The sequence below is a fragment of the Actinomadura chibensis NBRC 106107 genome, from assembly GCF_001552135.1.
In the GTDB taxonomy this organism is placed as follows: Bacteria; Actinomycetota; Actinomycetes; order Streptosporangiales; family Streptosporangiaceae; genus Spirillospora; species Spirillospora chibensis.
On the sequence record NZ_BCQP01000052.1, the window covers coordinates 59,185 to 84,521 of the forward strand.

Sequence of the window (25,337 nt, forward strand, 5' to 3'; positions counted from 1 at the left end):
GCGGGAGCGCCCGCGCTGGTTCCCCGGAAACGCCGAAGCCCCGCCGCGGACACGGCGATGACGGTGTGTGTCCGCGGCGGGGCCTTGGTCAAGCGATCGCTCAGAAGACGAAGCAGTCCGCGTACTGGGCCTGCTTGGCGGCGAGCGCGGCCGGGAGGCGGCCGCCCGCGTTCCGCCGGACCTGGTCGGCCTCGGTCTGGTGCGGGGCGGTGACCTGGCAGGACGTCGGCGAGCTGTGGCCCGACATCAGGTAGTCACAGCGGCCGTTGCGGTTGTCGGGCAGGCCGAGGGCGTGCCCGAGCTCGTGCGCGGCGATCCGCGGCGGGTAGAACCCGTCCTGGACGGCCTGGCGGCCCATGACGATGTCGGCGCGGCCGAAGCCCTGCATGTAGGTGCGGGGCCAGCCGTTGTCGGCGGTGATCCTGATGGTCGCCTGGCCGGCGGTCGTCGCGGGCTTGAGCTCGATGATCGGCACTGCCTTGTTCCAGGCGGCGGCGCCCTCGTCGACGGCGGCCTTGAACTCCTGGGACTGGCTGGCGTCGTAGTAGATCGTGCGAACCGCGACGGGAGCGGCGGCCGACGCCGGAGCGGTGGTGACGGTGGGGACCAGCAAGGCCACACCGAAGGCGACGGACAGCGCCGCCATGATCTTGCGGAGGGACATTCGGTGACTCCTCTGGGGGGAGGACGCGGGGGGTCAGGCGCCGATCTGCTGGTTGATCCAGTTCAGGTACGGCGCGATACCGGTGTAGAGGGTGCTCGTGGCGCACTCGCCGCGGTTGTCGCCGGGGCCGTGGGTCTCGCCCACGAGCGTCCAGTTGCCGCTGCTGCCGGTGACCGCGGGGCCGCCGGAGTCGCCGTGGCAGGCGGAGCGGCCGGGGCCGCCGGAGACGCACACGTCGTTGGACGTGCCGCCGCCCGCGGCGCAGCTGCTGCTCGGCAGGATCGTGAGGTCGATCTCCTGCAGGTAGCTGGCCTGCTGGCAGCTCGGCCAGCTCATGCAGCCGAAGCCGAGCAGCCGCACCGGGGTGTTCGCGGCGGGGTTGGACTGCGCCATCTTGACCGGGGTGGCCCGGGCGGGGGAGCTGAGGTGCATCATCGTGAGGTCGGTGCCCGGGTTGGTGACGCGCCGGTCGATCTGGCCGACCTCGCCGCCGGAGCTCTTGTTGTTCGAGCCGATGCGGCCCGACGACGCGGAGCCGCAGTGGTTGGCGGTGATGATCCACTGGGGCGAGACGAGGCTGCCGCCGCAGCCGTTGCTCAGCGCCACCATCCAGGGGTAGGTCTCGGTGGCGTTGTGGCCACCGATGATCGGCTGGCCGCCCCCGCTGTCGGGGCCGGCCGCGTTCGCGGCCGACGCACCGCTCAGCGCGAGGGCGGCCGCACAGGCGGCCACCGTCGCTCGCATCAGCTTGCGCATGACGATTCTCCAATCGGCGGTTCGTTCCGGGGAGGTGCGCCCGCTCCGCGATCAGAGCGGGGTGGCGCGGTCCCGGAACGGCGGGTTCGCTCGGGACGGCGGAGCCTGTCTCCGCGTCCCGGACGTGGCCTGGATTCCTCGCGACCGCCGACGGCGCGAATGGTCGGGCATGGCGTTGCCGGGCCATGCGAGTCCGGTTTGGCGAGGGGACTGCAACTCTCAACGGCGATTCCGTCGCGGCGTGTCGACCCGGGAGCTGGGAGCCGGTCGCGAAGTGCCCACCCGAGAACCTGGGAGTTGCCCACCTGGGCCTTCGGCGACGATGCGGTGTCGATCTCCGCCGGCGAGACGTGCTCGCCCTGACAATTTCCCGGCCGGCGGCACGGGAATCCGGTTGCGAGAATGGCGCCAGGGAACGGCATAATGGAGCAGTGCCTGCACAGGGCGCTGCGCTGCTCCATTAATTCTCTCGCGGTTGCCACAACTACGGGAGGGTAGTCGAGCGATACGGGCCTTTACCACCGGGTGAATCGACTAGATGTTCAATGTTGATTTCAACTAGCGCTGAAACCGTTACGGTGCGTGATAAAGGCCCGTCGACGTGGCGATTCGTCAGGCGTGCCGGACGAAGTCGGCGACCAGCCGGTTGAACTCGTCGGCGTGCTCGATCATGGCCCAGTGCCCGCACCGGTTCAGCAGGACCAGGCGGCTGTCGGGGATGGCGGCGAGCAGCCGCAGCGAGTTCTCGAACGGCACGACCCGGTCGTCCCGGCCGTGGATCAGCAGCGTCGGGACGGAGATCCCGGGGAGCAGCTCCGGCTTCACCCAGACCGGCAGCGGCGCGCCGCCGGGCAGCCCGTCCACGTAGTTGCGCAGGTGCTCGGGACGGGCCAGCGCCGCGTCCGACCTCGCCTGGCACAGCTCGGGAGTGGCGAAGCGGGCCTTGTCGAAGCACATGATCTCGACGAGCCGCCGCATGTTCTCCGGGCTCGGGTCGCGGTACGCCTCGATGAGCACCTTCAGGCCCTCGGACGGCCCGTCGCCGGGCGCGAACAGCGACGGCGCGCGGCCGACCGGCGGGCCCATCGTGACGAGGTGCGTGATCCGGCCGGGGTGCTCGGTGGCGAGGCGGAGCGAGGTCTGCCCGCCCATCGAGTTCCCGACGAACGCGGCCCTGTCGATGCCGAGCGCGTCCAGGAACTGCACGGCGGCCTCGACGTGGTCGAGCCGGTCGACGGTCACGGCGTCCGAGTCGCCCCAGCCGGGCATGTCCACCGCGTAGACGTGGAAATGCTCGGCGAGCGCCTCGATGTTCCCGGCGAAATTGCTCCAGCCGGTCGCGCCGGGACCGCTTCCGTGGAGCAGGACGACGGGATGTCCTTCGCCCGCCTCGTAATAGCGGAGGTTCCATTCCTTGGTCTGGACGGTCCGCGCCGCCTCGGCCTGGGTGAGCGTCATCAGCGGGCGTCCTCTCCGGGGGCGGGGGCGGCCTTGGCGAGCAGCGAGGCGACGGCCTCCGGGGGGCGGTGGCCCCAGCTGTGCAGCCGGTCGAGGGTCGTGACCTGCCACGTCTCGTCGTCCACGAGCAGTCCGCCCCAGCCGTACTCCACGCTGAACCCGGACGGCGTCCGCACGTAGAAGCTGAACATGTGGTCGTTCGGGTGCATGCCGAGGGTCATCTCGAACGGCTGACCGGCGTCCATGCAGCGGTCGTAGGCGGTGCCGACGTCGCGGATGTCGGTGACCTCGACCATGAAATGGTGCGTCCGCTTCGGGTGCGGCATGTCGCCGAACGCCACGGAATGGTGGCGCGGGTTGCAGCGCAGGAAGATGAGGTCCGCGACGACGCCGGGCGCCAGTTCCTCGACGATGATGTCGGAGACGCGGAATCCGAGGAGCCCTTCGTAGAACTCCAGATACGTTTCGCGGGCGACGCCCTTGGAAAGCAGCACCTGGTGTCCCGCGCCGCCGGAGCCGGTGACGAATTCGCCGAGCAGCACGTCGGAATGGAACGGGCTCTCGGCGTCGGCGAATCCGGTGACCAGTTCGACGCGGTTGCCCATCGGGTCGGCGGTCACCAGGACGCGGTCCACCTTGCGGGACGCGGCGAGCGCCGCGTCGCCCTCGGCCGCCTCCACGCCCGCCGCCGCCAGCCGGGCGGCGATCGCGTCGAGGGCGGCGCCGTCCGCCACCTCGTAGCCGCTCGCCACCAGGTCGTCGGCGGGGCCGCGCCGGACGAGCCAGCGGTACGCCTTGCCGTCCGTCCGAAGGGCGAGCGTGTCGGCGTCCTTGGCGGCGAGCTGCATGCCGAGCAGGTCGACCGCGAAGTGCTCCCAGTCGGCGAGGTCGCTCGCCTCGTACACGACGTAGGCCAGCTCGTTGACTCCGGTCATCGCGTTCCTTCCCTCGTAGGTGCGGGCGTTCAGGCGGGCAGGTCGGGGACGGCGAGGCCGGACACGTCCGCCGCCGCGACGAACCGGTCCGGCCGGACCGCGACCGCGCGGGCCCCGTACCGCGCGAGCCACGGCAGCAGCGTCTCGGCGAGGTCGACCAGCTCGTCCGGGCCGCGCGTGTAGGCGGCGCGCGGGCGGACCGCCACGTAGCGGGCGCCGAGCGCGTCCCAGCCCGCCTTCTCCCCGGGGGTGAGCAGCCCGGCCGGGTCGACGTCCGCGCCGAGCAGGACGAAGCCGTCCCCGAGGAGGTCGTCGAGCCGCGCCATGCGGCCCGCGACGTCCCCGGCGATCGGCTGCGGGACCATGCGGCCGACGGCGCTCGCGTCCCCGACCGGGCCGCGGATCCAGCCCGCGTCGAGCACCGGCGGCGCGGTCAGCGGCGGCTCGAACGGCGTGACGGTGTTCTCCGGCACGCGGTTCATCTCCTCGATCTCGGCGGGCGTCGCCTCCTGCTTGATGACGCGGCCGAGCTGGACGGCGAGCCCGGTGTAGAAGGCCGCGTTCGGGCGCCGCTCGGCCTCGTAGGTGTCGAGCCAGCGCCCGTCCAGCTCGCCCTTGAGGACGCGGGCGAGCTTCCAGCCGAGGTTGTGGGCGTCCCGCATGCCCGTCTGCATCCCGGCCCCGGCCCACGGCGGCATGAGGTGCGCGGCGTCCCCGGCGAGGAACACGCGCCCGGCGCGCCAGGTGTCGGCCATCCGGGTGTGGTGGCGGTAGAACGCCCACTGGTGGATGGACACGTCGTCCGGGGTGACGCCGAGCGCCTTGAGCAGCGGCCACACATCGTTTTCGGAGGCGAAGTCGGCCTCGGTCTCGCCCGGCTTGAGCGGGATCTCCCAGCGGTGGTTCCCGGCGGACAGCGCGATGTCGACGACCGGGCGCTCCTGGTCGGACCAGAAGGTGAGGACGTCCCGGTCCGGCCACCAGCGCTTGACCCGGCAGTCGATGACGATCCACTGCACGTCGATCGTGTCGCCGAGCAGCCGCGCGCCGATCATGCCCCGGGTGGCGGAGCCGCCGCCGTCCGCGCCGACCAGGTAGCGGGCGCGGGTGGCGCGCGTCTCCCCGGTCGCGGCGTCGGTCGTCGTCACGGTGACGCCGTCGGCGTCCTGGTCGAGGCCGGTGACCTCGACGCCCGTGCGCACCTTGATCAGGTCGCCGTGGTCGGCGGCGCAGGCGCGCAGCTCCGCCTCCATCACCGGTTGGTAGATGTTGTAGAAGCGGGGCTGCCGGCCGAGCGAGGACGGCGGGTGCTCGACCCGCATGATCTCGGTCCCGTCGTAGGTCACCCAGCGCAGCGCCCGCTGCGGCTCGATCACCTTCTCGACGCGCTCGTCGACGCCGAGGCTCTGGAAGATCCGCATCGTCCAGTCGTTGACGGTGACGGCGCGGGCGCGGGGGTAGATGGCCGCGTCCCGCTCGAAGGCGACGACCCGGATCCCGTGCCGGGCGAGGGTGAGCGCGGCGGTCACGCCGGTGGGGCCGTAGCCGGCGATCGCGACGTCGGCGTCGAACTGCTGGGTCATACGGGCTCCGGATGAGACGTGCCGGGTCGGACAAGTATTGTACCGATCGTTCGGTACGATCGTGACCACCCTCACATGGCGGCCGGGCGTCCGTCCATGGAATTCCGCTGTGCAGAACGGCAGGTGGGACGGGGTGTCGCGGAGCCGGGACGGGACGGGCCGAAGGGGTGCCTATGCTTCAACGGGTGGACAGCGAGAAGACCGGCAACCGCCGCGGCCGCAGGTCCCGGGACGAGATCCTGGACGTCGCCTCGCGGATCATGGCGGAACGCGGGTACGCCGCGACGTCCCTGTCCGTGCTGAGCCGGGAGAGCGGGCTCCCGAAGAGCGTCGTCTACCACCACTTCCAGTCGAAGGCCGGGCTGCTGTCGGCGGTCATGGCGCGCGGCGCGTACGAGTTCTACGCGGCGATGCGCGAGACGCAGGCGGGCGGCCCGGAGGGCGACACCCCGCTGGAGCGCCTGACCTGGTACCTCCTGCGCACCGGTGAGGTCTTCCAGGCGCGGACCGACTTCCTGCGCCTGCACCTGCTGCTGGTGATGAGCGCCGAGGCGGCCGAAGCCGAGGTGGACGTCCTCATCGAGCAGGTCAGGCGGGACGGCCGCGCGCACATGAACACGATGATCGCCGCGTCCTTCGCGAGCGAGGGCGCGGAGATCGCCCAGGCCGTCGCGGACGAGCTGGACTACTTCGCCATCGCCGGGTTCGACGGCGCGTTCGTCGCGATGCAGGCCGAGCCGGAGCGCGGCATCGCCGCCCCGATGCGGCTGCTCGCCGAGGCCGTGGCCGCGCTCGGCGAGGCGCGGGTGGCCAGGCTCCGCGCCGACGCGGGCGTCGCCTAGCCCGCCTGCTAGCCCGCCTGGAGATTCCGTTCGAGCGCGGACGCCGCCGTCCGGAGCGTCGCGACCAGCCTGGGCAGCCGCTCCTTCTCGTACCGGATGCTCGGCATGGACACCGACAGGCCCGCGACCGCCGTGCCGTCCGGGTCGCGCACCGGGACGCCGACCGCGACGAGCCCGCGCTCGGAGCGCCCGTCGTTCACCGCGAACCCGTTGCGGCGGACGCGCGCCAGCTCCGCCTTGAGGTCGGCGAGGACGGGACGGTCGCCCGCCGCCGCGTTCCGCCGGGTGTCGCGGTAGAGGTCGTCCAGCTCGTCCGGCGGGAGTTCGGCGAGCAGGAGGAGGCCGCCGGTCGTGCGGTGCGCGTGGAACACCATGCCCTCGCGCGACCCGACCCGCACCGCCTGCCCCGACTCGACGCTCGCGATGAAGCGGACGGTGTCGCCGGTGCGGACGGCGAGGTTCGCGGACTCGTCCAGCAGGTCGACCAGCCGCCGCAGGTGCGGCAGCGCCGCCGCCCGCAGCCGCGACGCCGCCGACTGCGAGTGCGCCGCCAGTTCGAGCACGGGCCCGACCCGGTAGGACCGGTCCTGCTGCTGGACGGCGAAGTCGCGGTAGACGAGCATCGCCAGCAGCCGGTGCGCGGTGGACCCGGCGACGCCGAGCCGCCCGGCCACCTCGGTGACCGTCATCGGGCCCTCCAGCTGGAGCATCGCGGCGATGCGGAGGGCGTTGTCGACGCTCGCCACCGCGTACGGCGGCGGGGTCTTCAGCGGCTTGTCCACGCGGCTCCTCCCCGCAGGGCGGTTCTGTAAGACAGAATGTCCTTTTCCGTCTTGCATAATTCAGGCCATGGTACGTGTATGGCCACCATCCCCGACGACTCCCCGGTCCGGCTCCGCGCCGCCGCCGCGCCGGACCAGCCGGACGTCACGCCCGCCCTGGAGGACCTCTACCGGGGCTTCGAGCGCGAGCTGCTCGTCCCGCTGTGGACGGAGATCGGCGACCTGATGCCGGCGCGTCCGCGCTCGCGGGCCGTCCCGCACCTGTGGCAGTGGCGGAACCTGCTGGCGCTGGCCGCGCGGGCGGGCGAGCTGGTGCCGGTCGGGCGCGGCGGGGAGCGGCGCGCGATCGCGCTCGCCAACCCCGGCCTCGGCGGGCGGCCGTTCGCGACGCCGACGCTGTGGGCGGCGATCCAGTACCTGATGCCGGGCGAGGACGCGCCCGAGCACCGCCACACCCAGCACGCCTTCCGCTTCGTCGTCGAGGGCTCCGGCGTGTGGACGGTCGTGAACGGCGACCCCGTCCCGATGAACCGGGGCGACTTCCTGCCCCAGGCCGGCTGGAACTGGCACGCCCACCACAACGCCGCCGCCGAGCCGATGGCCTGGATCGACGGGCTCGACATCCCGTTCCAGTACGCGACGGACGCGCAGTTCTTCGAGTTCGGCCGCGACCAGATCTCCGCTGAGGAGCACTCCACGCCGGAGCGCTCCCGCTCCGAACGGCTGTGGGGGCATGCCGGGCTGCGCCCGCTCGGGGCGCCCGCCGGGCGGCCCGGCACGCCGCTGCTGCGCTACCCGTGGGAGGTCACCGACCGCGCCCTCACCGACCAGCTCGACTCCGGCGGGACGGTCGAGCCCGGCCACGCGGCGGTGCGCTGCACCGATCCCGCCACGGGCGGGGACGTCCTGCCGACCGTCCGCGCCGAGTTCCACCGCGTGGTGCGGGGCGCGGAGACCGCGCCCGTCCGCGAGACCGGCTCGTCGGTCTACACGGTGTTCGACGGGTCGGGCACCGTGACGGTCGGCGACACGACCTGGACGGTCTCCCGGGGCGACCTGTTCGTCGTGCCGTCGTGGGAGCCGTTCTCCGCCAAGTCCGAGGCGGGGCCGTCCGACTCCGACTCCGGATGCCTCGACCTCTTCCGTTTCAGCGACGCGCCCGTCTTCGAGGCGCTCCGTCTCGATCGCCGTGAGGAAACCTGATGAAGCTGGCCACCGTCCGCACGTCCGAGGGCACCCGCGCCGTGAAGGCGGAGGGCGACGGGCTGATCGACCTCGGCTCCGCCGACGTCGGCGCGTTCCTCGCGCAGCCCGACTGGCGGGACCGGGCGGCGGCCGCGACCGGGCCCGTCCGCCCGGCCGGGGGCGCGGACTTCGCGCCCGTCGTCCCGCGCCCGTCGAAGGTGGTCTGCGTCGGCCTCAACTACCGCAACCACATCCTGGAGATGGGACGCGACCTGCCGACCCACCCGACCCTGTTCGCCAAGTTCGCCGACAGCCTGATCGGCGCGGGCGACGACATCGTCCGGCCGGGCGAGACGGCGGAGTTCGACTGGGAGGCCGAGCTGGCGGTCGTGATCGGCGCGCCGGTCCGGCGGGCCGGGACGGCGGAGGCCGAGCGGGCGATCGCCGGGTTCACCGTCCTCAACGACGTCACGTGCCGCGACTGGCAGTTCCGCACCCGCGAATGGCTCCAGGGCAAGACGTGGGACTCGACCACGCCCGTGGGCCCGTACGTCGTGACGCCGGACGAGCTGCCCGGCGGCGTCCGTCCCGCGCTGGACGTCTCGCTGACCGTCGACGGCGAGCTGATGCAGTCCGACTCGACCGGCGACCTGCTCTTCGACCCGGTCGCGCTGGTGGAGTACGTCTCGACGATCGTCCGGCTGAACCCCGGCGACCTGATCGCCACCGGCACGCCGGGCGGCGTCGGGCACGCCCGCGACCCGAAGCGCTACCTGCTCGGCGGCGAGACGGTCGTGACCGAGATCCAGGGCCTCGGACGGCTCGCCAACCGCGTGGTGAAGGACGCGTGATGGCCGCGCGGACGCTCGCCGACGCCCGCCGCTGGACGTCCGTCGGCACCCGCCTGCTCCTCAACGCCGCCACGGGCCTGGACGAGACCGCGTTCGCGGCGCCGAGCCCGCTGCCCGGCTGGACGCGCAAGCACGTCGCCGCCCACGTCGCGGCCAACGCCGAGGGGCTCGGCAACCTGCTCCACTGGGCGGCCACGGGCGAGCCGACGCCGATGTACGCCTCGCTGGAGGAGCGGAACGCCGGGATCGAGCGCGGCGCGGCGCTGGGCCGCACCGAGCTGGTCGGCTGGCTGCGGAACTCGGCCGTCGAACTGGACGCGGCGATGTCCGCGCTGACCCCCGAGCAGTGGGCGCGCGAGGTCGTCACCGCGCAGGGGCGCGCCGTCCCGGCGACGGAGGTGCCGTGGCTGCGCGCCCGCGAGGTCTGCGTCCACGCCGTGGACCTGGACGCCGGGGTCGGGTTCGCCGACCTCCCGGCGGGCTTCCTCACCGCGCTGTGCGAGGACGTGGCCGGCAGGCGCCGCACCCGTCCCGGGCCCTGGGTCGTCCTGACCGCGACCGACTCCGGCGACCGCTGGGAGCTGCCCGGCGACGGCGCCCCCGCGCACGTCTCCGCCCGGCTGCCCGACGTCGCCGCCTACCTCACCGGACGCGCCGCCGCACTCCCGGGCGCGCCCGCGCTCCCCGACTGGCTGTAGAAACGGAACCCTCGATGTCCCAGAGCGATCCCGACGCGATCGTCGTCGGCGGCGGAATCGGCGGCCTCGGCGCCGCCCTCGGGCTCGCCCGCAAGGGCCTGCGCGCGCGGGTGCTGGAGCAGGCGTCCGCGTTCGGCGAGGTCGGCGCCGGGCTCCAGATCGCCCCGAACGGCACGCGCGTCCTCGCCGAGTACGGCCTGCTGGACGAGGCCCGCGCGCTCGGCGTCGCGCCCGCCGACATGATCATGTTCGACGCGCTGGACGCGGCCGAGCTGACCCGGCTCGACCTCCGCGACCTCGAACGCCGCTACGGCTTCCCCTACCTCGTCATGCACCGCAGCGACCTGCACGCGCTGCTGCTCCGCGGCTGCGAGCGGGCGGGCGTCGAGCTGGTCACCGACAGCCGCGTCGACGGGCTCGCCGCCGACGGGACGGGCGTGATCCGCGCGGACGGCGGGGTCGAGCGAGCGTCCGCGGTGATCGCCGCCGACGGCCTGCACTCGGTGGCGCGGGCGTCGTTCGTCGGGGACGCGCCGGTCAGCTCGTCCTACGTCGCCTACCGGGGCGCGATGCCGATCGAGGACGTGCGCGGCAACGACGTCCACGAGGACGCCGTCGTCGTGTACGTCGGGCCGCGCTGCCACTTCGTCCAGTACGCGCTGCGCGGCGGCTCGATGTTCAACCAGGTCGCCGTGTTCGAGTCGCCCCGGGCCAAGGCGGGGCAGGCCGACTGGGGCCTGCCCGACGAGCTGGACGAGGCGTTCGAGGGCGCCTGCGACCAGGTCAGGCGCGGCATCCCGCTGATGTGGCGGGATCGCTTCTGGCGGATGTTCGACCGCGACCCGATCGACCGCTGGGTGTTCGGCCGGGTCGCGCTGCTCGGCGACGCCGCGCACCCGCCGCTCCAGTACCTCGCGCAGGGCGCGGTCATGGCGATCGAGGACGGCTGGGTGCTCGCCGAGCACGCCGCCCGGAACCGGTCCGCGTCCGGGGACGTCGACTGGGACGCCGCCCTCGCGGCCTACCAGGCGGTGCGTCCCGAGCACTGCCGCCGCGTGCAGACGACGGCGCGCGCCTGGGGCGACCTCTGGCACCTGGACGGGCCGCGCCGCGACCGGCGCAACGCGCTGCTCCGCGACCGCGACGTCCGCGACTACTCGTTCGTCGACTGGCTCTACGGCCCGACCGCCCTGGAGCCGGACGAGGAGCCGGAGATGTTCAAACCGATCCCCTTCTGAGAGGGACCGGGCGGCGGCTCCGCCGCCGGTAACCCCATATTTCCTATTGACTTGATAGGGAATCTTCAGCAGAGTGTCTGATGTGTACCACCTCGTCCTTGCTGTCGTGATCCTGCTCGTCGCGCGGCTGCACGTCGACCTCCGGTTGCAGGCCAGCGCCCTCTGTCCACGCTGAGAACCCGGTGACCTCGCCGCCCGCGCCGGGAGCGGCGCGCGGCGCAGCAGCAGCACGACGGAAGGGACGCCATGACGCTGCGATTCCACTGGTTCCTGCCCACCAACGGAGACGGCCGGACGCTGATCGGCGGCGGCCACAACGTGCCCCGCGGGGTCGGGCTCCCGGAGGCCCGGCCGGGCGCCGCGGACCGGTTCCGCGCCCCCGACATCGACTACCTCGCCCAGATCGCGCGGACCGCCGAGCACCTCGGCTTCGAGGCCGTGCTGACCCCGACCGGCACGTGGTGCGAGGACGCCTGGCTGGTGACCGCCGCGCTGATCCGCGAGACGCGCCGGCTCAAGTTCCTTGTCGCGTTCCGGCCCGGGCTGATCTCGCCGACGCTCGCCGCGCAGATGGCCGCGACCTACCAGCGGATCTCCGGCGGACGCCTCGCGCTCAACGTCGTCACCGGCGGCGAGTCCACCGAGCAGCGCCGCTTCGGCGACCACCTCGACCACGACGAGCGCTACGCGCGCACCGACGAGTTCCTTGCGATCGTGCGCGGCGCCTGGGGCGCCGAGCCGTTCGACTTCACCGGCAAGCACTACGAGGTCGAGGGCGCGACGGTGCGGCTGCGGCCGGAGCCCGTCCCGGAGGTGTACTTCGGCGGCTCGTCCGACGCGGCGGGACCCGTCGCCGCCCGGCACGTGGACGTCTACCTGACCTGGGGCGAGCCGCCCGACCAGGTCGCCGCCAAGATCGCCCGGCTGCGGCGGCTGGCGGCCGAGCAGGGCCGGACGCTGCGCTTCGGCATCCGGCTGCACACGCTCAGCCGGGACACGTCCGCGCAGGCGTGGCGGGAGGCCGGACGCCTGCTCGACAGCCTCGACGGGGACGCCGTCGGCAAGGCGCAGCAGGCGCTCGCCGCCAGCGAGTCGGTCGGCCAGCGGCGGATGCGCGCCCTGCACGAGCGGTACCGCGCCAACGGCAAGGTCGCCCACGGCACGGACGCCCGCGAGCTGGAGATCTACCCCAACCTGTGGGCGGGCGTCGGGCTCGTGCGCGGCGGCGCGGGCACCGCGCTGGTCGGCAGCCACACCGAGGTCGCCGACCGGATCCAGGAGTACGCGGAGTTGGGCATCGAGGAGTTCATCCTGTCCGGCTACCCGCACCTTGAGGAGGCGTACTGGTTCGGCGAGGGCGTCCTGCCGGAGCTGCGCAGGCGCGGCGAGACCCGGCCCGCCCCCGCGCCCGCGCCCGGCGCGGTGGTGACCCCGGCGTGAGCGCCACCGGAACCGCGCCCGGCGGGGCGCGCGGCGCGGCGCTGACGGAACCCGACCTGCGCCGCGTCTACGGCGCGTACCCGACCGGCGTCGCGGCGGTCGCGGGCCTCGTCGGCGGACGGCCGGTCGGCCTCGCCGCCAGCTCGTTCGTGCCGGTGTCGCTGGACCCGCCGCTCGTGTCGGTCTGCATGGCGCACACGTCCACGACCTGGCCGCTGCTGCGCGACCTCCCGCACATCGGGATCAGCGTGCTCGGCGCCCACCAGGAGGAGACGGGACGGCGGCTCGGCGCGCGCGGCGGCGACCGCTTCGCGGGCATCGCCTGGCGCGCCACCGCCACCGGCTGCGTGCTGATCGAGGGCGCGGCCGCCTGGTACGACTGCGCCGTCGAGCAGCGGGTCAGGTCCGGCGACCACGACATCGTGGTGCTGCGCGTCCACGACCTGGACGCCGCCGCCGGGATCCCGCCGCTCGTCTTCCACGCCAGCCGCTTCCACCGGCTGCCCTGACGACGCTCTTCCGACGGAGGGAGTTCTCGCGATGCCCGCAAGGCAGGTCCATCTCGCGGCGCATTTCCCGGGCGTCAACAACACCACGGTCTGGTCGGACCCCGCGTCCGGGAGCCAGATCGACTTCGCCTCGTTCGTCCACCTGGCGCGGACGGCCGAGCGCGGCAAGTTCGACTTCTTCTTCCTGGCCGAGGGGCTGCGGCTGCGGGAGATGAAGGGGCGCATCCACGATCTCGACGTGGCGGGACGTCCCGAGTCGCTGACGGTGCTGTCCGCGCTCGCCGCCGTCACGACGCGGCTCGGGCTGGCCGCGACCGTCAACTCCACCTTCAACGAGCCCTACGAGGTGGCCGGACGGCTCGCGACGCTCGACCACCTCAGCGGAGGGCGCGCCGCCTGGAACGTCGTGACCAGCTACGACGCGTTCACCGGCGAGAACTTCCGGCGCGGCGGCTTCCTCGCGGAGGCCGACCGGTACACCCGCGCCGCCGAGTTCCTCCAGACCGCCCGCGAGCTGTGGGACTCCTGGCCGGACGACGGCGGGACGGAGGGGGAGTTCGCCCACCGCGGGCGCCACTTCGACATCGCCGGACGGTTCGGCACGCCGCGCGGGCCGCAGGGCCACCCGGTGATCATCCAGGCGGGGGACTCGGCGGAGGGCCGCGAGTTCGCCGCCTCCGACGCCGACGTGATCTTCAGCAGGCACGGCGCCCCGGCCGCCGGACGCGCCTTCTACGACGACGTGAAGCGCCGCCTGCCCCGGTACGGGCGGCGTCCCGACGAGCTGAAGATCTTCCCCGCGGTGACCTACGTCCTCGGCGACACCGAGGAGGACGCGGCCGAGCGCGCCGCCGAGATCCGCCGCGCGCAGGTGGGCCCGGAGACCGCGATCGCCTACCTGGAGGGCGTGTGGGGGCGCGACCTGTCCGGCTACGACCCGGACGGCCCGCTCCCCGACGTCGAGCCCGACCTGGAGGAGGGCGTCTCGAAGGGGCGGGCGCAGTTCCGCGGCGACCGGGGCGAGACCGTCCGCAGGTGGCGGACGCTCGCCGCCGACCGCGGCCTCAGCATCCGCGAGCTGGTCATCGAGGCGACCGGGCGGCAGACGTTCGTCGGCACGCCCCGTTCCGTCGCCGACCGGATCGACGAGTTCGTGCAGACGGGCGTCGCGGACGGGTTCATCTTCGTCCCGCACCTGACGCCCGGCGGGCTGGACGACCTCGTCGACCACGTCGTCCCGCTGCTCCAGGAGAAGGGCGTCTTCCGCGCCGACTACACCGGGACGACGCTGCGCGACCATCTCGGCCTGGGCCCGCCGCGCGGCGCGGTGCGGCGCGCTCACGCCGGGGCCGTGTCATGACCGGTCTGTACGGCGGGACGGGGCTGCACCTGGCCGTGGCGCTGGACGGCGCCGGGTGGCACCCGGCGGCGTGGCGCGCCCCGGACGCGCGTCCGGACGAGCTGTTCACCGCCCGCTACTGGGCCGGCCTCGCGCGGGAGGCGGAGCGCGGCCTGCTCGACTTCGTCACGATCGAGGACGCGCTCACCCCGCGACCGGCCGGGCGGTCGCAGGGCGGCCTGGACGCGGTCCTGGTCGCGGCCAGGCTCGCGCCGGTCACCGGGCACATCGGGCTGGTGCCGACCACCGACGTCACGCACACCGAGCCGTTCCACGTCTCGATCGGCGTCGCCTCGCTCGACTTCGCGTCCTACGGGCGCGCGGGCTGGCGGCCGCGCGTCTCGGCCGGGGTCGGGGAGGCCGGGCACTTCGGCCGCCGCCGCCCGTCCGCCGGCGCGCCGCCGGGGCGGCTCGCGTCCGACGCCGAGCTGTACGCCGAGGCCGCCGACGCGGCCGAGGTCGTCCGGCGGCTGTGGGACAGCTGGGAGGATGGCGCCGAGATCCGCGACGCGGCCACCGGCCGCTTCCTGGACCGTGACAGGCTCCACTACATCGACTTCGAGGGCCCGTACTTCAGCGTGCGCGGGCCGTCGATCACGCCGCGCCCGCCGCAGGGGCAGCCGGTCGTCACCGTCCTCGCGGACACGGCGCCCGCCTACGAGTTCGCCGCCCGGAGCGCCGACGTCGTCTACCTCACCCCGGACTCGCGCGCCGGGACGGGGGCCGCCGTCTCCCGCGTCCGCGCCGCCGAGGCGGCGGCCGGGCGGCGCGGCGAGCCGCTCCGGGTGTTCGCCGACCTGCTGGTCTTCGTCGACGACCGGCCGGGCGCGGCGGCCGTCCGCAAGGCCCGGCTGGACGAGCTGGACGGCGCCGGGCCCCCGGCGCCGGTCGAGGTCTTCACCGGCACCCCCGCCGAGCTGGCCGACCTGCTGGAGGAGCGGCGCGACGCGGGCCTCACCGGGTTCCGGCTGCGGCCCGGCGTCCTGCCGCACGACCTGACCGGGATCACCCGGCGGCTGGTGCCCGAGCTGCAGCGCCGGGGCGCGTTCCGGACCGCGTACCGGGAGACGACGCTGCGCGCCCGCCTCGGCCTGGCCCGTCCGGCGGGCCGGTACCGCGCGCCCGCCGCCGCGACCACCGGAGGACGAGCATGAACGCCGTCCCGCTGTCCGTCCTGGACCTCGCGCCGATCCCCGCCGGGGGGACGCCGCGCGAGGCGCTGCGCGGCACGCTCGACCTCGCCCGCCGCGCGGAGGAGTTCGGCTACCACCGCTACTGGCTCGCCGAGCACCACTTCGCGCCGGGCGTGGCGAGTTCCGCGCCGCAGGTCCTGATCGGCGCGGTGGCCGCCGCGACCGAGCGGATCCGGGTCGGCTCCGGCGCGGTGCAGACCGGGCACTGGACGCCGCTCGCCATCGTCGAGCAGTTCGGCACCCTCGACGCGCTCCACCCCGGACGCATCGACCTCGGCCTCGGCCGCTCCGGGCAGCGGCGGCGGGCCGAGGCCGCGCGCCGCCCGCCCCCGGACGGCGGCGGACCGCCGCCGCCCGAGGCGCGCGTGGTCGACGGGCTGCTCATCCCGAAGCCGTTCGACCCGTCCCGGCTCGCCGAGTCCGCGACGGTCGCGCTCATGGACGAGCTGCTCCAGCTCCCCGGCGCCGAACCGCCCGCCTACCCCGGCCAGGTCGATGACATCATCGCCCTCCTGGAGGGCACCTACCGCTCCGCGCGCGGGCACCCCGCCCACGTCGTGCCGGGCGAGGGCGCCGACCTGCGGCTGTGGATCCTCGGCAGCAGCGGCGGCGAGAGCGCCCGCGTCGCGGGGGAGCGCGGCCTGCCGTTCGCGGCGAACTACCACGTCGCCCCCGCCAGGGTGCTGGAGGCGGTCGCCGCCTACCGGGAGGCGTTCAAGCCGTCCGCCGGGCTGGACGAGCCGTACGTCATGGTGTCCGCCGACGTCGTCGTGGCGCGGACCGACGAGCGCGCCCGCGAGCTGGCGTCGCCGTACGGGGTGTGGGTGCACAGCATCCGCTCGCGGCTCGCCGCCGTGCCGTTCCCGTCCCCGGCGGACGCCGCGTCCCACCGCTGGACGGACGCCGACCGCGCCCTCGTCGCCGACCGCGTGGACACCCAGTTCGTCGGCGCGCCCGGCACCGTCGTGGAGCGCCTGGAGACGCTCCGCCGCGTCACCGGCGCGGACGAGCTCCTGATCACCACGATCACCCACGGCCACGCCGACCGCGTCCGCTCCTACGAGTTGCTCGCCGCCGAATGGGCCCTCGCCTGAACCGCCGTACCGGATTCGAACTGAAAGGAAGGGCCGATGGCCACGCGCATCGTCTCGCTGATCGGCAACCCCCGGCCGGAGTCGCGCACCCGGGCCGCCGCCGTCCAGGCCGCCGAGCTGGTCGGCGGCCGGATCGGGCCGGTCGAACAGGAGGTCCTCGACCTGTCGGCGCTCGCGCCCGCGCTCGGCGCGCCGTCCGCGTCGGCGGCGGTGGAGGCGGCGGTGCAGACCGTCCTCGACGCGGACGTGCTCGTCGTCGCGAGCCCGACCTACAAGGGCGCCTACACGGGCCTGCTGAAGACGTTCCTGGACCGCCTGTCCAGCGGGGCGCTGGCCTCGACCGTGGCGCTGCCGCTGATGGTGATGGGCGACGCGCGGCACGCGCTCGCCGTGGAGGTGCACCTGCGCCCGGTGCTGGTGGAGCTCGGCGCGTTCGTCCCCACCCCGGGCGGCGTGCTGCTGGAGAGCCAGTTCGACCAGGCGGACAAGGTCCTGGACGCCTGGGCGCGCCGCGTCGCCCCCCAGGTCGAGGCGGCCGTTTCATGTATTTCCTATTGACTTGGTAGGAAATGTCGTTCATCGTGGTTCCCGTGAGTGCCCTGACCACCCTCGTCGCGCGGCTGCACGTGGATCTGCGGCTGCAGGCGAGCGCCCTGTGTCCGCGCTGACGAAACGCGCCTCCGGACGCCGCGGCGACCGCCGACCGGCCGTCCAGCCGACCGGTTCTCACGAAGGGACTCGCAGTTCCATGTCCACATCGTCCGTCGATATCGCGCGCCCGGCCGCTCGGGCGCGTCCCCGACTCCCCGCGCCACCGCGGCCGCGCCTCGGGCTCCGCGCCGTCAGCCCGCCCGCCCTGCTGATCCTCTGGCAGATCGCGAGCGGCACGGGCCTGCTGTCCGACCGGCTGCTGCCGTCGCCCGCGACCGTCGCCCGCACCGCCGCGACGCTGACCGCCGACGGGACGCTCGGCGCCGCCGTCGCCGTCTCGCTCCAGCGGGCCCTGATCGGCTTCGCGCTCGGCGCCGCCGCCGGGCTCGCGCTCGCGCTGGCCGCCGGGCTCAGCCGCGCGGGCGAGGGGCTCCTCGACCCGCCGCTCCAGATGCTGCGGGCGCTGCCCCTGTTCGGGCTGATCCCGCTGTTCATCCTCTGGTTCGGGATCGGGGAGACCCCGAAGGTCATCCTCGTCGCCTTCGGCGTGCTCTTCCCGATCTACCTCAACACCTACGCCGGGATCCGCGGCGTGGACGCCAAGCTCGCCGAGGTCGGGCACGTCCTCCGGCTCGGCCGGATCGCGCTGATCAGGCACATCGTGCTGCCCGGCGCGCTGCCGCAGGCGCTCGTCGGGCTCCGGCAGAGCCTCGGCGTCGCCTGGCTCGCGCTGATCGTGGCCGAGCAGATCAACGCGAGCGAGGGCCTCGGCTTCATGATCAACGACGCCCGCGAGTTCCTGCGGGTGGACATCGTCGTCCTCGGGCTGCTCGTGTACGCGGTGCTCGGGCTCGCGACGGACGCGCTCGTCCGGCTGGCGGAGAGGAGGGCCCTGTCATGGCGACGCGGACTGCTCGGGACGTGACCGCGCCTCCCGCCGCCCGGGTGAAGGGGCTGACCAAGCGGTTCGGGGCGCGGACCGTCCTCGACGGGCTGGACCTGGACATCGCGCGCGGCGAGTTCGTCGCCCTGCTCGGCCGCAGCGGCTCGGGCAAGTCGACGCTCCTGCGCGTGCTCGCCGGGCTGGACCGCGACACTTCCGGCGACCTCCGCGTGGACGGCACCGTCGCGGTCGCGTTCCAGGAGCCGAGGCTCGTGCCCTGGAAGCGGGTGCTCGGCAACGTCACGCTCGGGCTGCGCGTCCCGGACCCGGTGGCCGCCGCCGACGCGGCGCTCGCCGAGGTCGGGCTGACCGAGCGGCGGGACGTGTGGCCGCTCACCCTGTCCGGCGGGGAGGCGCAGCGCGTGTCCCTCGCCCGCGCCCTCGTCCGCGACCCGGACCTGCTGCTGCTCGACGAGCCGTTCAGCGCGCTCGACGCGCTGACGCGGATCAACGTCCACCGGCTGGTGCTCGACCTGTGGGAGCGGCACCGTCCCGGCGTCCTGCTGGTGACGCACGACGTGGACGAGGCGCTGCTGCTCGCCGACCGCGTCCTCGTCCTGGACGACGGCCGCATCGCCCACCAGTCCGAGGTCCCCCTGCCCCGGCCGCGCAAGCGCGACGACCCGGAGCTGGTGGAGCTGCGCTCGGTCCTCCTCGCCCGCCTGGGCGTGGCCCTGGAGGGGTCCCTGTGAGCGGGCGGCGTGGCGCGGCGCTCGCGCTGGTGGCGCTCGGCGCGCTGGTCGCGGCGCTCGGCGGATGCTCGTCCGGTGCCGGGTCGGACGAGAACGGGCAGGTCGTCCTGCGGGTCGGGGACCAGAAGGGCGCGAGCCTCCAGGACATGCTGGCCGCCGCCGGCCAGCTCGACGGCCTCACCTACAAGGTCAAGTGGTCGCTGTTCACGTCCGGGCCGCCGATCCTGGAGGGGATCAACGCCGGGTCGGTCGACTTCGGGGTGGTCGGGAACACGCCGCCGGTGTTCGCGGCGGCGTCCGGGGCGCGGATCGTGCTCGTCGGCGCGACCACGTCCCGGCTGACCGGCCAGGCGATCGTGGTGCCGAAGGACTCCCCGGTCCGCACCCCCGCCGACCTCAAGGGGAAGAAGGTCGCGGTCGCCAAGGGCAGCTCGGCCAACTACCACCTGCTGTCGGTGCTGACGAAGAACGGGCTGAAGTTCGGCGACGTCCAGCCGCAGTACCTCCAGCCCGCCGACGCCCTCACCGCCCTCACCGGCGGGCGCGTCGACGCCTGGGCCACGTGGGAGCCGTACACCGCCCAGGCCGAGCTGCAGAACGGCGCCCGGATCCTCGCGGACGGCACCGGCTACACCAACGGCTACGGATTCCAGGTCACGTCCAAGGACACCCTCAAGAACAAGGCCCGGAGCGCCGCGCTCAAGGACTTCCTGTCCCGGTACCAGCGGGCGGTGCGGTGGTCCAGCTCGCATCCCGAGCAGTGGGCGGCCATCTGGGCGAAGCAGACCCGGCTCGCCGGGCCCGTCGCCGAGCGCGCCGTGCGGCGGCGGCTCACGACGGTCATCCCGATCGACGACTCCGTGATCGCAGCGGAGCAGCAGATCGCCGACTCCTTCGCCGGGGTCGGGCTCGTCCCGCGCAAGGTCGCGATCGCCGGGTTCTTCGACCGGCGGTTCAACGACCTCGCCGTGGCGGCGCGGCCCCAGCAAGGAAAGTGACCCCTCACGATTCCCCGGGCGGCGGGTCACCGGCCCGCCGCCCTCCGCTCCCGGACGGACGGTCTCCCATGATCCCCCTCTCCGTTCTCGATCTCGCGCCGGTCCCGGCGGGCGGCGGCCCGGCGGACGCGGTGCGCAACACCCTCGACCTCGCCCGGCGCGCGGAACGCGCGGGCTACCGCCGGTACTGGATCGCCGAGCACCACCTCGCGCCCGGCCTCGCGGCGGCGGCCCCGCCCGTGCTCATCGCGGCGGTCGCGGCGGCCACGTCCAGGCTCCGCGTCGGATCGGGCGCCCTGCAGACCAGGCACCGGACGCCGCTCTCGATCGTCGAGCAGTTCGGCACGCTCGACGCCCTCTACCCCGGCCGGATCGACCTCGGCCTCGGCCGCTCCGACCGCGACCGCGACAGGGACCGGGCCACCGTCCGGGCGGCGGGCGGGAGGCGGCGCCCGCCGCGCCGGGCGGTGGAGTTCGTGGACGGGCTCCTCATCCCCGTCGCGTCGGACCCGCCGGGCCTCGCCCGGTCCGCCGCGCTCAAGCTCCAGGAGACGCTGCTCGTGCAGCTCGGCGCGATGCCCGCCGAGTTCGCCGACGTCGTCGCCGCCGTGCTCGCCCTGCTGGACGGCGCCTACGTCCAGGACGGGCAGCGCGTCCGCGCGACCCCGGGCGAGGGCGCCGACCTGGAACCGTGGGTCCTCGGCGACGACCACCGGATCGCCAGGGTCGCCGGGCGGCACGGCCTGCCGTTCGCGGCGAACTACCACTCCAGCCCCGCGACCGTCCTCCAGGCGGTGGACGCCTACCGGGCGGCGTTCCGGCCGTCGGCCGTGCTGGACGCCCCGTACGTCATCGTGTCCGCCGACGTCGTGACGGCGCCCACCGACGACGAGGCGGAGGTGCTCGCGTCCCCGTACCCGCTGTGGGTGCACCGGATCAGGTCGGGGCTCGGGGCCGTCCCGTTCCCGACGGCGGACGACGCCGCCGCGCACCAGTGGAAGCCGGACGAGCTGGACCTCGTCGCCGACCGGGTCGAGACCCAGTTCTTCGGCTCGCCCCGCACCGTCGCGGCGGGGCTGGACGTCCTGCAGCGCGTCACCGGCGCGGACGAGCTGCTCATCACCACGGTCACGCACGACCACGCGGACCGCGTCCGCTCCTACGAGCTGCTCGCCGCCGAGTGGCGGGAGGTCGCGGCCGCGTCCGAGGCCCGGCTGCGCCGCAGCTCCGCCTAGTCCCCCCACTGACTCCCACTGACTCCCACTGACCCCCGCAGACCCCCGGAGGCCCTGCGCAGGCCCGGAGGGCGGGGGGCGTCCGGCGGCTCGGGGGCCGCCGGACGCCCGTCCGGTCAGCCGCAGCGCGGCGGCGGCGGGTCGAGCCTGACCGAGCCGTCGATGGTCTCGACCACGTGGCCGGACGCGTCCTTGCGCTCGGCGTGCGCGGCCATCACGTTCGGCAGCCCCCGCGGCACCGGGTTCGGGTGGACCTCCCGGATCCCCGTCGCGGTGGAGACGTCGTCGTCGTTGCGGAAGAACTCCGTGCCGTTGTCGGTGAACACGACCGACCAGTGCTGCCCGGCGACGCCGGTGTCGATCTCGAACTCCTCACCGGCGACGAGCCGGTTCGGCGGCGTGCCGTCGTCGTCGTACTGCGACTTGAGCGTCCACGGCGTGCCCGCCGTGCCGGTCCCCGAGGTCGTGACCGGACGGCCGCACGGGCGGTCCTTCGCCTGGGCGGCGCCCCCCGTGGCCACGGCCGTGGACAGCGCGAGCGCCCCCACGACCAGCAGCCCGGCCCCTGCGCGAATTCGCATCGTCGTTCTCCTCCCCCTGAGCGGTGGTTCGTCTCGGTGAATGGATAGGCGCGGGGGTTACGCGGGGCGGGGATCCGGCGGCGTGTAACCCGCCCGCCTACTTCTTCTCGACCGATGTCGACGAAGGGACGGGGAGATGAGGAGAACGCTGGCCGTCACGGGCCTCGCGGCAGGGACGGTGTTCGCGGTGGCCGCGACGTCCGGGGCCCAGGCAGTCGGGGCCCAGCCGGACGGGATCCAGGGGAGCGGGCGCGCGCGTGCCGCGCAGGGCCGGGAGGTGGTGATCGACTGGAACCGGGCCCTGCTGGAGATCGTCCGGACGCCGGGCGCGCAGCCCGCGACCGTCCATCCGACGCGCGGCTTCGCGATCCTGCACACGGCGATCGCGGGCGGCGTCGCCGCCGCCCGGCGCGGTGCCGGGGGAGCCGGGGAGGCCGCGGCGGCGCAGGCCGGGCACGACAGCCTGGCCGCCCTCTACCCGGCGCGCCGCGCCGACCTGGACCGGCGGCTCGCCGACGAGCTGGGCGGCATCCCGGACGGCCCGGCCAAGGCCGCCGGGATCCGCGCCGGGCAGCGCGCCGCCGCGGCCGTCCTCGCGGACCGCGCGGACGACGGGTCCGCCGCGACGCCGCCGCCGTTCACGCCGACCGGCCGTCCCGGCGACTACCGGCCGACGCCGCCGTCGTTCCCCGCCCCGGTGTTCACGCACTGGGCGGCCGTGCGGCCGTTCGCGCTCGGGCGCGGCGACCGGTTCCGGCCCGTCCCGCCCCCGGCGCTGACCACCCGCGCCTATGCCAGGGGAATCAACGAGGTGCAGTCGCTGGGCCAGGACACGAGCACCACCCGGACGGCCGACCAGACCACGCAGGCCCGCTTCTGGGCCGCGCCGATCTGGAACTACTGGAACGAGATCGCGCAGAGCGCCGCCCGCCGCCACGGCATCGGCCTCGCCGCCACCGCCGCGCTGTTCGCCGCGCTCGACCGGACGGTCGCCGACTCCGTCATCGCGTTCTACGACGGCAAGTACCACTACCGGGTGTGGCGTCCGATCACGGCGATCCGCGAGGCCGACACCGACGGCAACCCCGACACCCACGCCGACCCGGGCTGGAACCCGCTCGCGACGACGCCCGCCGACCCGTCCTACCCGGGCGCGCACAGCGTCGTCGCCGAGGCCGGGGCGATCGTCCTCGGGTCCTTCTTCGGGCCGGACGACACGTTCACGGTCAGCTCGGAGTCGCTGCCGGGGGTCACCCGGTCGTTCACGTCCTACCAGGACGCGGCGGACGAGGCCGGGCTCAGCCGCGTCTACGCGGGCGTCCACACCCGTCCCGACCACGTCGCCGGTGCGCTGCTCGGCGTCCGGGTCGCCCGGTTCGACCTGGCCCACGGCGCGACCCGCTGAGGGCCGGAGTGAGGAGTCCGATGAGCGAGACCGCCGTCCGGACGCGACGGCCGGGAGTGCTCGCGCTGGCGGGCGGGCTCATGCTGCTGCTCGCGGCCTGCGGCGGCGGGACGAGCCACGCGTCCGGGAAGTCGCCGTCGAGCACGGCGCCGTCCAGCACGGCGCCGGCGAGCACAGCGCCGTCCAAGAGCGCGCCGATGCCGGGGATGCCGATGCCGTCCGGGTCGTCCGCCCCGGCGGCGCCGGTCGCGGGGAACGCGGTGTCCATCAAGGGCTTCGCGTTCGTGCCCGCGACCCTGACCGTGCACGCGGGCGCGACCGTCACCTGGACGAACGACGACGAGGAACCGCACACCGTCACCTCGGGCACGGGGCCGCTCCGCTCCCCGGCGATGGACGCCAAGGCGACCTACCGCCACCGCTTCGCCCGCCCGGGACGCTACGACTACATCTGCACCATCCACCCGTTCATGCACGGCACGGTGGTGGTGAAGCCATGACCGGGGAGCACGCCGCCGAGGGGATGTCGCGGCGCGGGCTGCTGCGGCACGGCGCGTGGTTCGGGGGCGCGGTCGTCCTCGCGGTGACCGGCGGCGAGGTGGTGAGCAAGGTCGTCGGCGACGCCGACGACGAGGGCGCGGGGATCCCGGCCGACGCGTCCCCCCGCTTCGTGCAGGTCAGCGACAGCCACCTCGGCTTCAAGGGGCCCGCCAACACCGACGTCACCGGCTCGTTCTCGCGGGCCATCGCGCAGATCAACGCGCTGGACCACCGGCCGGACTTCGTCATCCACACCGGCGACCTGACCCATCTCGCGACACCGGCCCAGTTCGACCAGGTCAAGCAGATGATGGGGACGCTGAAGACCGGCCACGTGTGGACGGTCCCCGGCGAGCACGACTCCATCGACGACGCGGGCCAGAAGTACCGGACGGCTTTCGGCGCGGGCTCGCGCGGCGACGGCTGGTACAGCTTCGACGTGCGCGGCGTGCACTTCATCGCGCTCGTCAACACGCTGCACCTGAAGAAGCTCGGGCACCTCGGAGTGGACCAGGTCGACTTCGTCCGCAAGGACGTGGCCGGGCTGCCGTCCGACACCCCGATCGTCGTGTTCAGCCACATCCCGCTGTTCGCCATGTACCCGAACTGGGGCTGGGGGACGGACGACGCGGCCCAGGTGCTGTCGCTCCTGCGCCGGTTCTCGTCCGTGACCTGCCTGAACGGGCACGTCCACCAGCTCTTCACGAAGACGGAGGGAAACGTGACGTTCCACAGCGCCACGACCACCGCGTACCCGCTGCCGCACCCGGGCGACGGCCCCGCGCCCGCCCCGGTCACGCTCCCGGCGGGACGGCTCCGCGACGCGCTCGGCGTCCGCGAGGTCGGCTACGTGAAGGGCCGCGCGGCGCTCGCCGTGAAGGACCGGCGGCTGGCCTAGGCACGCCGCCGGACCTGGCTCCCGGGACCGGATCACCCGTCCACTCGGCCAGGACGGGTGATCCTCCGGGGCCCGGCGGACGTGCTCTAGGCAGACGCTCCGGCACGGCGGCAGGAGGCGGCAGGAGGCGGAAGGAACCGTCATGCGCTACTGGAAGTTAGCCCGGCGCGGCCCCGCCGAACCGGCGGGGGACGAGCCCGAGCCGCGGGCGCGGCTGCACCTCGTCAACGGCGAGACGTACGCGAACTGGGAGGCGATCTACCTGCACAACGTGGACCGGATCTACCGGTTGATGTTCAGCAAGGTCGGCAACCGCCCGGACGCCGAGGACCTCACGGCCGAGGTGTTCCTCACCGCGCTGCGGCCGCTGCGGGTGTCGGCGACGGTCGGGGAGGTCCGCGCGTACCTGCTCGCCACCGCCCGCACGGTCCTGGCCGCGCACTGGCGGCGCACCCTCGGAAGGGAGATCACGAGCATCGACCTGGAACTGCTGGCCGACGACGACGCGGCCGCCGCGTCCGGCGTCCCCGCCGGGACGGGCGGCTCCGAGCGGCGGGCCGAGCGGCTCCTCGCCGCGCTGCCCGAGCGCTACCGGCGCGTCCTGGAGCTGCGGTTCCTGCACTCGTACACGATCAAGCAGACGGCGGCGGAGCTCGGGCTCACCGTCGGCAACGTGAAGGTGCTCCAGCACCGCGCGCTCCGCCGCGCGGCCGAGCTGGACCGCGCCGACCCGCCCGCCCAGACGCCCCAGGGATGAGCAGGTGACC

General features: G+C 74.3%; 26 protein-coding genes. 19 read left to right on the plus strand and 7 right to left on the minus strand.

The features are described 5' to 3' along the window. Window positions 1–100: 100 nt before the first annotated feature. The 5 genes from ACH01S_RS29035 to ACH01S_RS29055 all read right to left on the minus strand — a co-directional run bounded on the left by ACH01S_RS29035 (window position 101) and on the right by ACH01S_RS29055 (window position 5,396). A complete protein-coding gene (locus ACH01S_RS29035) occupies window positions 101–664 on the minus strand; it encodes a snapalysin family zinc-dependent metalloprotease (RefSeq protein WP_067898535.1) in 564 nt (187 codons plus the stop codon). A gap of 33 nt (window positions 665–697) precedes the next feature. Further along, a complete protein-coding gene (locus ACH01S_RS29040) occupies window positions 698–1,420 on the minus strand; it encodes a S1 family peptidase (RefSeq protein ID WP_067898538.1) in 723 nt (240 codons plus the stop codon). A gap of 612 nt (window positions 1,421–2,032) precedes the next feature. Then, on the minus strand, window positions 2,033–2,878 hold the full coding sequence (locus tag ACH01S_RS29045; protein ID WP_067898541.1) for an alpha/beta fold hydrolase: 846 nt from the start codon (window positions 2,876–2,878) through the stop codon (window positions 2,033–2,035). Beyond that, complete coding sequence (locus tag ACH01S_RS29050; RefSeq protein ID WP_067898544.1) at window positions 2,878–3,813, minus strand: VOC family protein; 936 nt, start codon at window positions 3,811–3,813, stop codon at window positions 2,878–2,880. Before ACH01S_RS29050 ends, ACH01S_RS29045 begins: the two co-directional genes overlap by 1 nt. Before the next feature lie 29 nt (window positions 3,814–3,842). After that, window positions 3,843–5,396, minus strand: coding sequence for a bifunctional 3-(3-hydroxy-phenyl)propionate/3-hydroxycinnamic acid hydroxylase (locus ACH01S_RS29055; RefSeq protein WP_067898547.1), 1,554 nt, complete (start codon window positions 5,394–5,396; stop codon window positions 3,843–3,845). Window positions 5,397–5,581: 185 nt separating this feature from the next. Between ACH01S_RS29055 and ACH01S_RS29060 the strand changes: the two genes are divergently transcribed. Continuing rightward, window positions 5,582–6,238, plus strand: a complete 657-nt coding sequence (locus tag ACH01S_RS29060) for a TetR/AcrR family transcriptional regulator (protein ID WP_218010439.1) — start codon at window positions 5,582–5,584, stop codon at window positions 6,236–6,238. Between the two features lie 8 nt (window positions 6,239–6,246). Here the strand turns inward: ACH01S_RS29060 and ACH01S_RS29065 are convergent, their stop codons facing one another. After that, window positions 6,247–7,020, minus strand: coding sequence for an IclR family transcriptional regulator (locus ACH01S_RS29065; RefSeq protein WP_067898553.1), 774 nt, complete (start codon window positions 7,018–7,020; stop codon window positions 6,247–6,249). 78 nt (window positions 7,021–7,098) lie between these two features. Here ACH01S_RS29065 and ACH01S_RS29070 point away from each other — a divergent pair, with 78 nt between their 5' ends. The 14 genes from ACH01S_RS29070 to ACH01S_RS29135 all read left to right on the plus strand — a co-directional run bounded on the left by ACH01S_RS29070 (window position 7,099) and on the right by ACH01S_RS29135 (window position 21,146). Then, on the plus strand, window positions 7,099–8,223 hold the full coding sequence (locus ACH01S_RS29070) for a cupin domain-containing protein (protein WP_067898556.1): 1,125 nt from the start codon (window positions 7,099–7,101) through the stop codon (window positions 8,221–8,223). After that, window positions 8,223–9,056: a fumarylacetoacetate hydrolase family protein gene (locus ACH01S_RS29075; protein WP_067898559.1), complete on the plus strand. Its 834-nt coding sequence runs from the start codon at window positions 8,223–8,225 to the stop codon at window positions 9,054–9,056. The genes ACH01S_RS29070 and ACH01S_RS29075 overlap by 1 nt, the downstream gene beginning before the upstream one ends. Next, window positions 9,056–9,754, plus strand: coding sequence for a maleylpyruvate isomerase family mycothiol-dependent enzyme (locus tag ACH01S_RS29080; RefSeq protein ID WP_067898563.1), 699 nt, complete (start codon window positions 9,056–9,058; stop codon window positions 9,752–9,754). Before ACH01S_RS29075 ends, ACH01S_RS29080 begins: the two co-directional genes overlap by 1 nt. Before the next feature lie 14 nt (window positions 9,755–9,768). Further along, window positions 9,769–10,992: an FAD-dependent oxidoreductase gene (locus ACH01S_RS29085; RefSeq protein WP_067898566.1), complete on the plus strand. Its 1,224-nt coding sequence runs from the start codon at window positions 9,769–9,771 to the stop codon at window positions 10,990–10,992. A gap of 246 nt (window positions 10,993–11,238) precedes the next feature. Further along, on the plus strand, window positions 11,239–12,432 hold the full coding sequence (locus ACH01S_RS29090) for an LLM class flavin-dependent oxidoreductase (RefSeq protein ID WP_067898569.1): 1,194 nt from the start codon (window positions 11,239–11,241) through the stop codon (window positions 12,430–12,432). Then, window positions 12,429–12,941 carry a flavin reductase family protein gene (locus tag ACH01S_RS29095; RefSeq protein ID WP_083981264.1) on the plus strand — a complete coding sequence of 171 codons (513 nt, stop codon included), beginning with the start codon at window positions 12,429–12,431 and terminating at the stop codon, window positions 12,939–12,941. The genes ACH01S_RS29090 and ACH01S_RS29095 overlap by 4 nt, the downstream gene beginning before the upstream one ends. Window positions 12,942–12,972: 31 nt before the next feature. After that, the gene (locus tag ACH01S_RS29100; protein WP_067898573.1) at window positions 12,973–14,301 is read left to right on the plus strand and encodes an NtaA/DmoA family FMN-dependent monooxygenase; all 1,329 of its coding nucleotides are present in this window, start codon (window positions 12,973–12,975) and stop codon (window positions 14,299–14,301) included. Beyond that, the gene (locus ACH01S_RS29105) at window positions 14,298–15,494 is read left to right on the plus strand and encodes an LLM class flavin-dependent oxidoreductase (protein ID WP_067898575.1); all 1,197 of its coding nucleotides are present in this window, start codon (window positions 14,298–14,300) and stop codon (window positions 15,492–15,494) included. The genes ACH01S_RS29100 and ACH01S_RS29105 overlap by 4 nt, the downstream gene beginning before the upstream one ends. Then, window positions 15,491–16,627 carry an LLM class flavin-dependent oxidoreductase gene (locus ACH01S_RS29110; protein WP_067898578.1) on the plus strand — a complete coding sequence of 379 codons (1,137 nt, stop codon included), beginning with the start codon at window positions 15,491–15,493 and terminating at the stop codon, window positions 16,625–16,627. The genes ACH01S_RS29105 and ACH01S_RS29110 overlap by 4 nt, the downstream gene beginning before the upstream one ends. Before the next feature lie 36 nt (window positions 16,628–16,663). Continuing rightward, the gene (locus ACH01S_RS29115; RefSeq protein ID WP_067898582.1) at window positions 16,664–17,185 is read left to right on the plus strand and encodes an NADPH-dependent FMN reductase; all 522 of its coding nucleotides are present in this window, start codon (window positions 16,664–16,666) and stop codon (window positions 17,183–17,185) included. Between the two features lie 190 nt (window positions 17,186–17,375). Then, window positions 17,376–18,203, plus strand: coding sequence for an ABC transporter permease (locus ACH01S_RS29120; protein WP_067898585.1), 828 nt, complete (start codon window positions 17,376–17,378; stop codon window positions 18,201–18,203). Next, entirely contained in the window at window positions 18,176–18,913 is a 738-nt protein-coding gene (locus tag ACH01S_RS29125) for an ABC transporter ATP-binding protein (protein ID WP_067898588.1), read from the plus strand. Before ACH01S_RS29120 ends, ACH01S_RS29125 begins: the two co-directional genes overlap by 28 nt. Beyond that, on the plus strand, window positions 18,910–19,911 hold the full coding sequence (locus ACH01S_RS29130; RefSeq protein ID WP_067898591.1) for an ABC transporter substrate-binding protein: 1,002 nt from the start codon (window positions 18,910–18,912) through the stop codon (window positions 19,909–19,911). The genes ACH01S_RS29125 and ACH01S_RS29130 overlap by 4 nt, the downstream gene beginning before the upstream one ends. A 68-nt stretch (window positions 19,912–19,979) precedes the next feature. Next, window positions 19,980–21,146, plus strand: coding sequence for an LLM class flavin-dependent oxidoreductase (locus ACH01S_RS29135; protein WP_067898594.1), 1,167 nt, complete (start codon window positions 19,980–19,982; stop codon window positions 21,144–21,146). A gap of 116 nt (window positions 21,147–21,262) precedes the next feature. Here ACH01S_RS29135 and ACH01S_RS29140 read toward each other — a convergent pair whose 3' ends face one another. Further along, entirely contained in the window at window positions 21,263–21,727 is a 465-nt protein-coding gene (locus tag ACH01S_RS29140) for a hypothetical protein (protein WP_067898597.1), read from the minus strand. Between the two features lie 136 nt (window positions 21,728–21,863). On the opposite strand from ACH01S_RS29140, the gene ACH01S_RS29145 reads away from it, so the two are divergent. The 4 genes from ACH01S_RS29145 (at window position 21,864) to ACH01S_RS29160 (ending at window position 25,327) form a co-directional block, all read left to right on the plus strand. Further along, complete coding sequence (locus tag ACH01S_RS29145; RefSeq protein ID WP_067898599.1) at window positions 21,864–23,132, plus strand: vanadium-dependent haloperoxidase; 1,269 nt, start codon at window positions 21,864–21,866, stop codon at window positions 23,130–23,132. Window positions 23,133–23,152: 20 nt separating this feature from the next. Further along, window positions 23,153–23,632 carry a cupredoxin domain-containing protein gene (locus ACH01S_RS29150; protein WP_067898601.1) on the plus strand — a complete coding sequence of 160 codons (480 nt, stop codon included), beginning with the start codon at window positions 23,153–23,155 and terminating at the stop codon, window positions 23,630–23,632. Beyond that, entirely contained in the window at window positions 23,629–24,570 is a 942-nt protein-coding gene (locus ACH01S_RS29155) for a metallophosphoesterase family protein (protein ID WP_067898604.1), read from the plus strand. Before ACH01S_RS29150 ends, ACH01S_RS29155 begins: the two co-directional genes overlap by 4 nt. Window positions 24,571–24,712: 142 nt before the next feature. Continuing rightward, window positions 24,713–25,327 carry an RNA polymerase sigma factor gene (locus tag ACH01S_RS29160; RefSeq protein ID WP_067898607.1) on the plus strand — a complete coding sequence of 205 codons (615 nt, stop codon included), beginning with the start codon at window positions 24,713–24,715 and terminating at the stop codon, window positions 25,325–25,327. Window positions 25,328–25,337 lie beyond the last annotated feature (10 nt).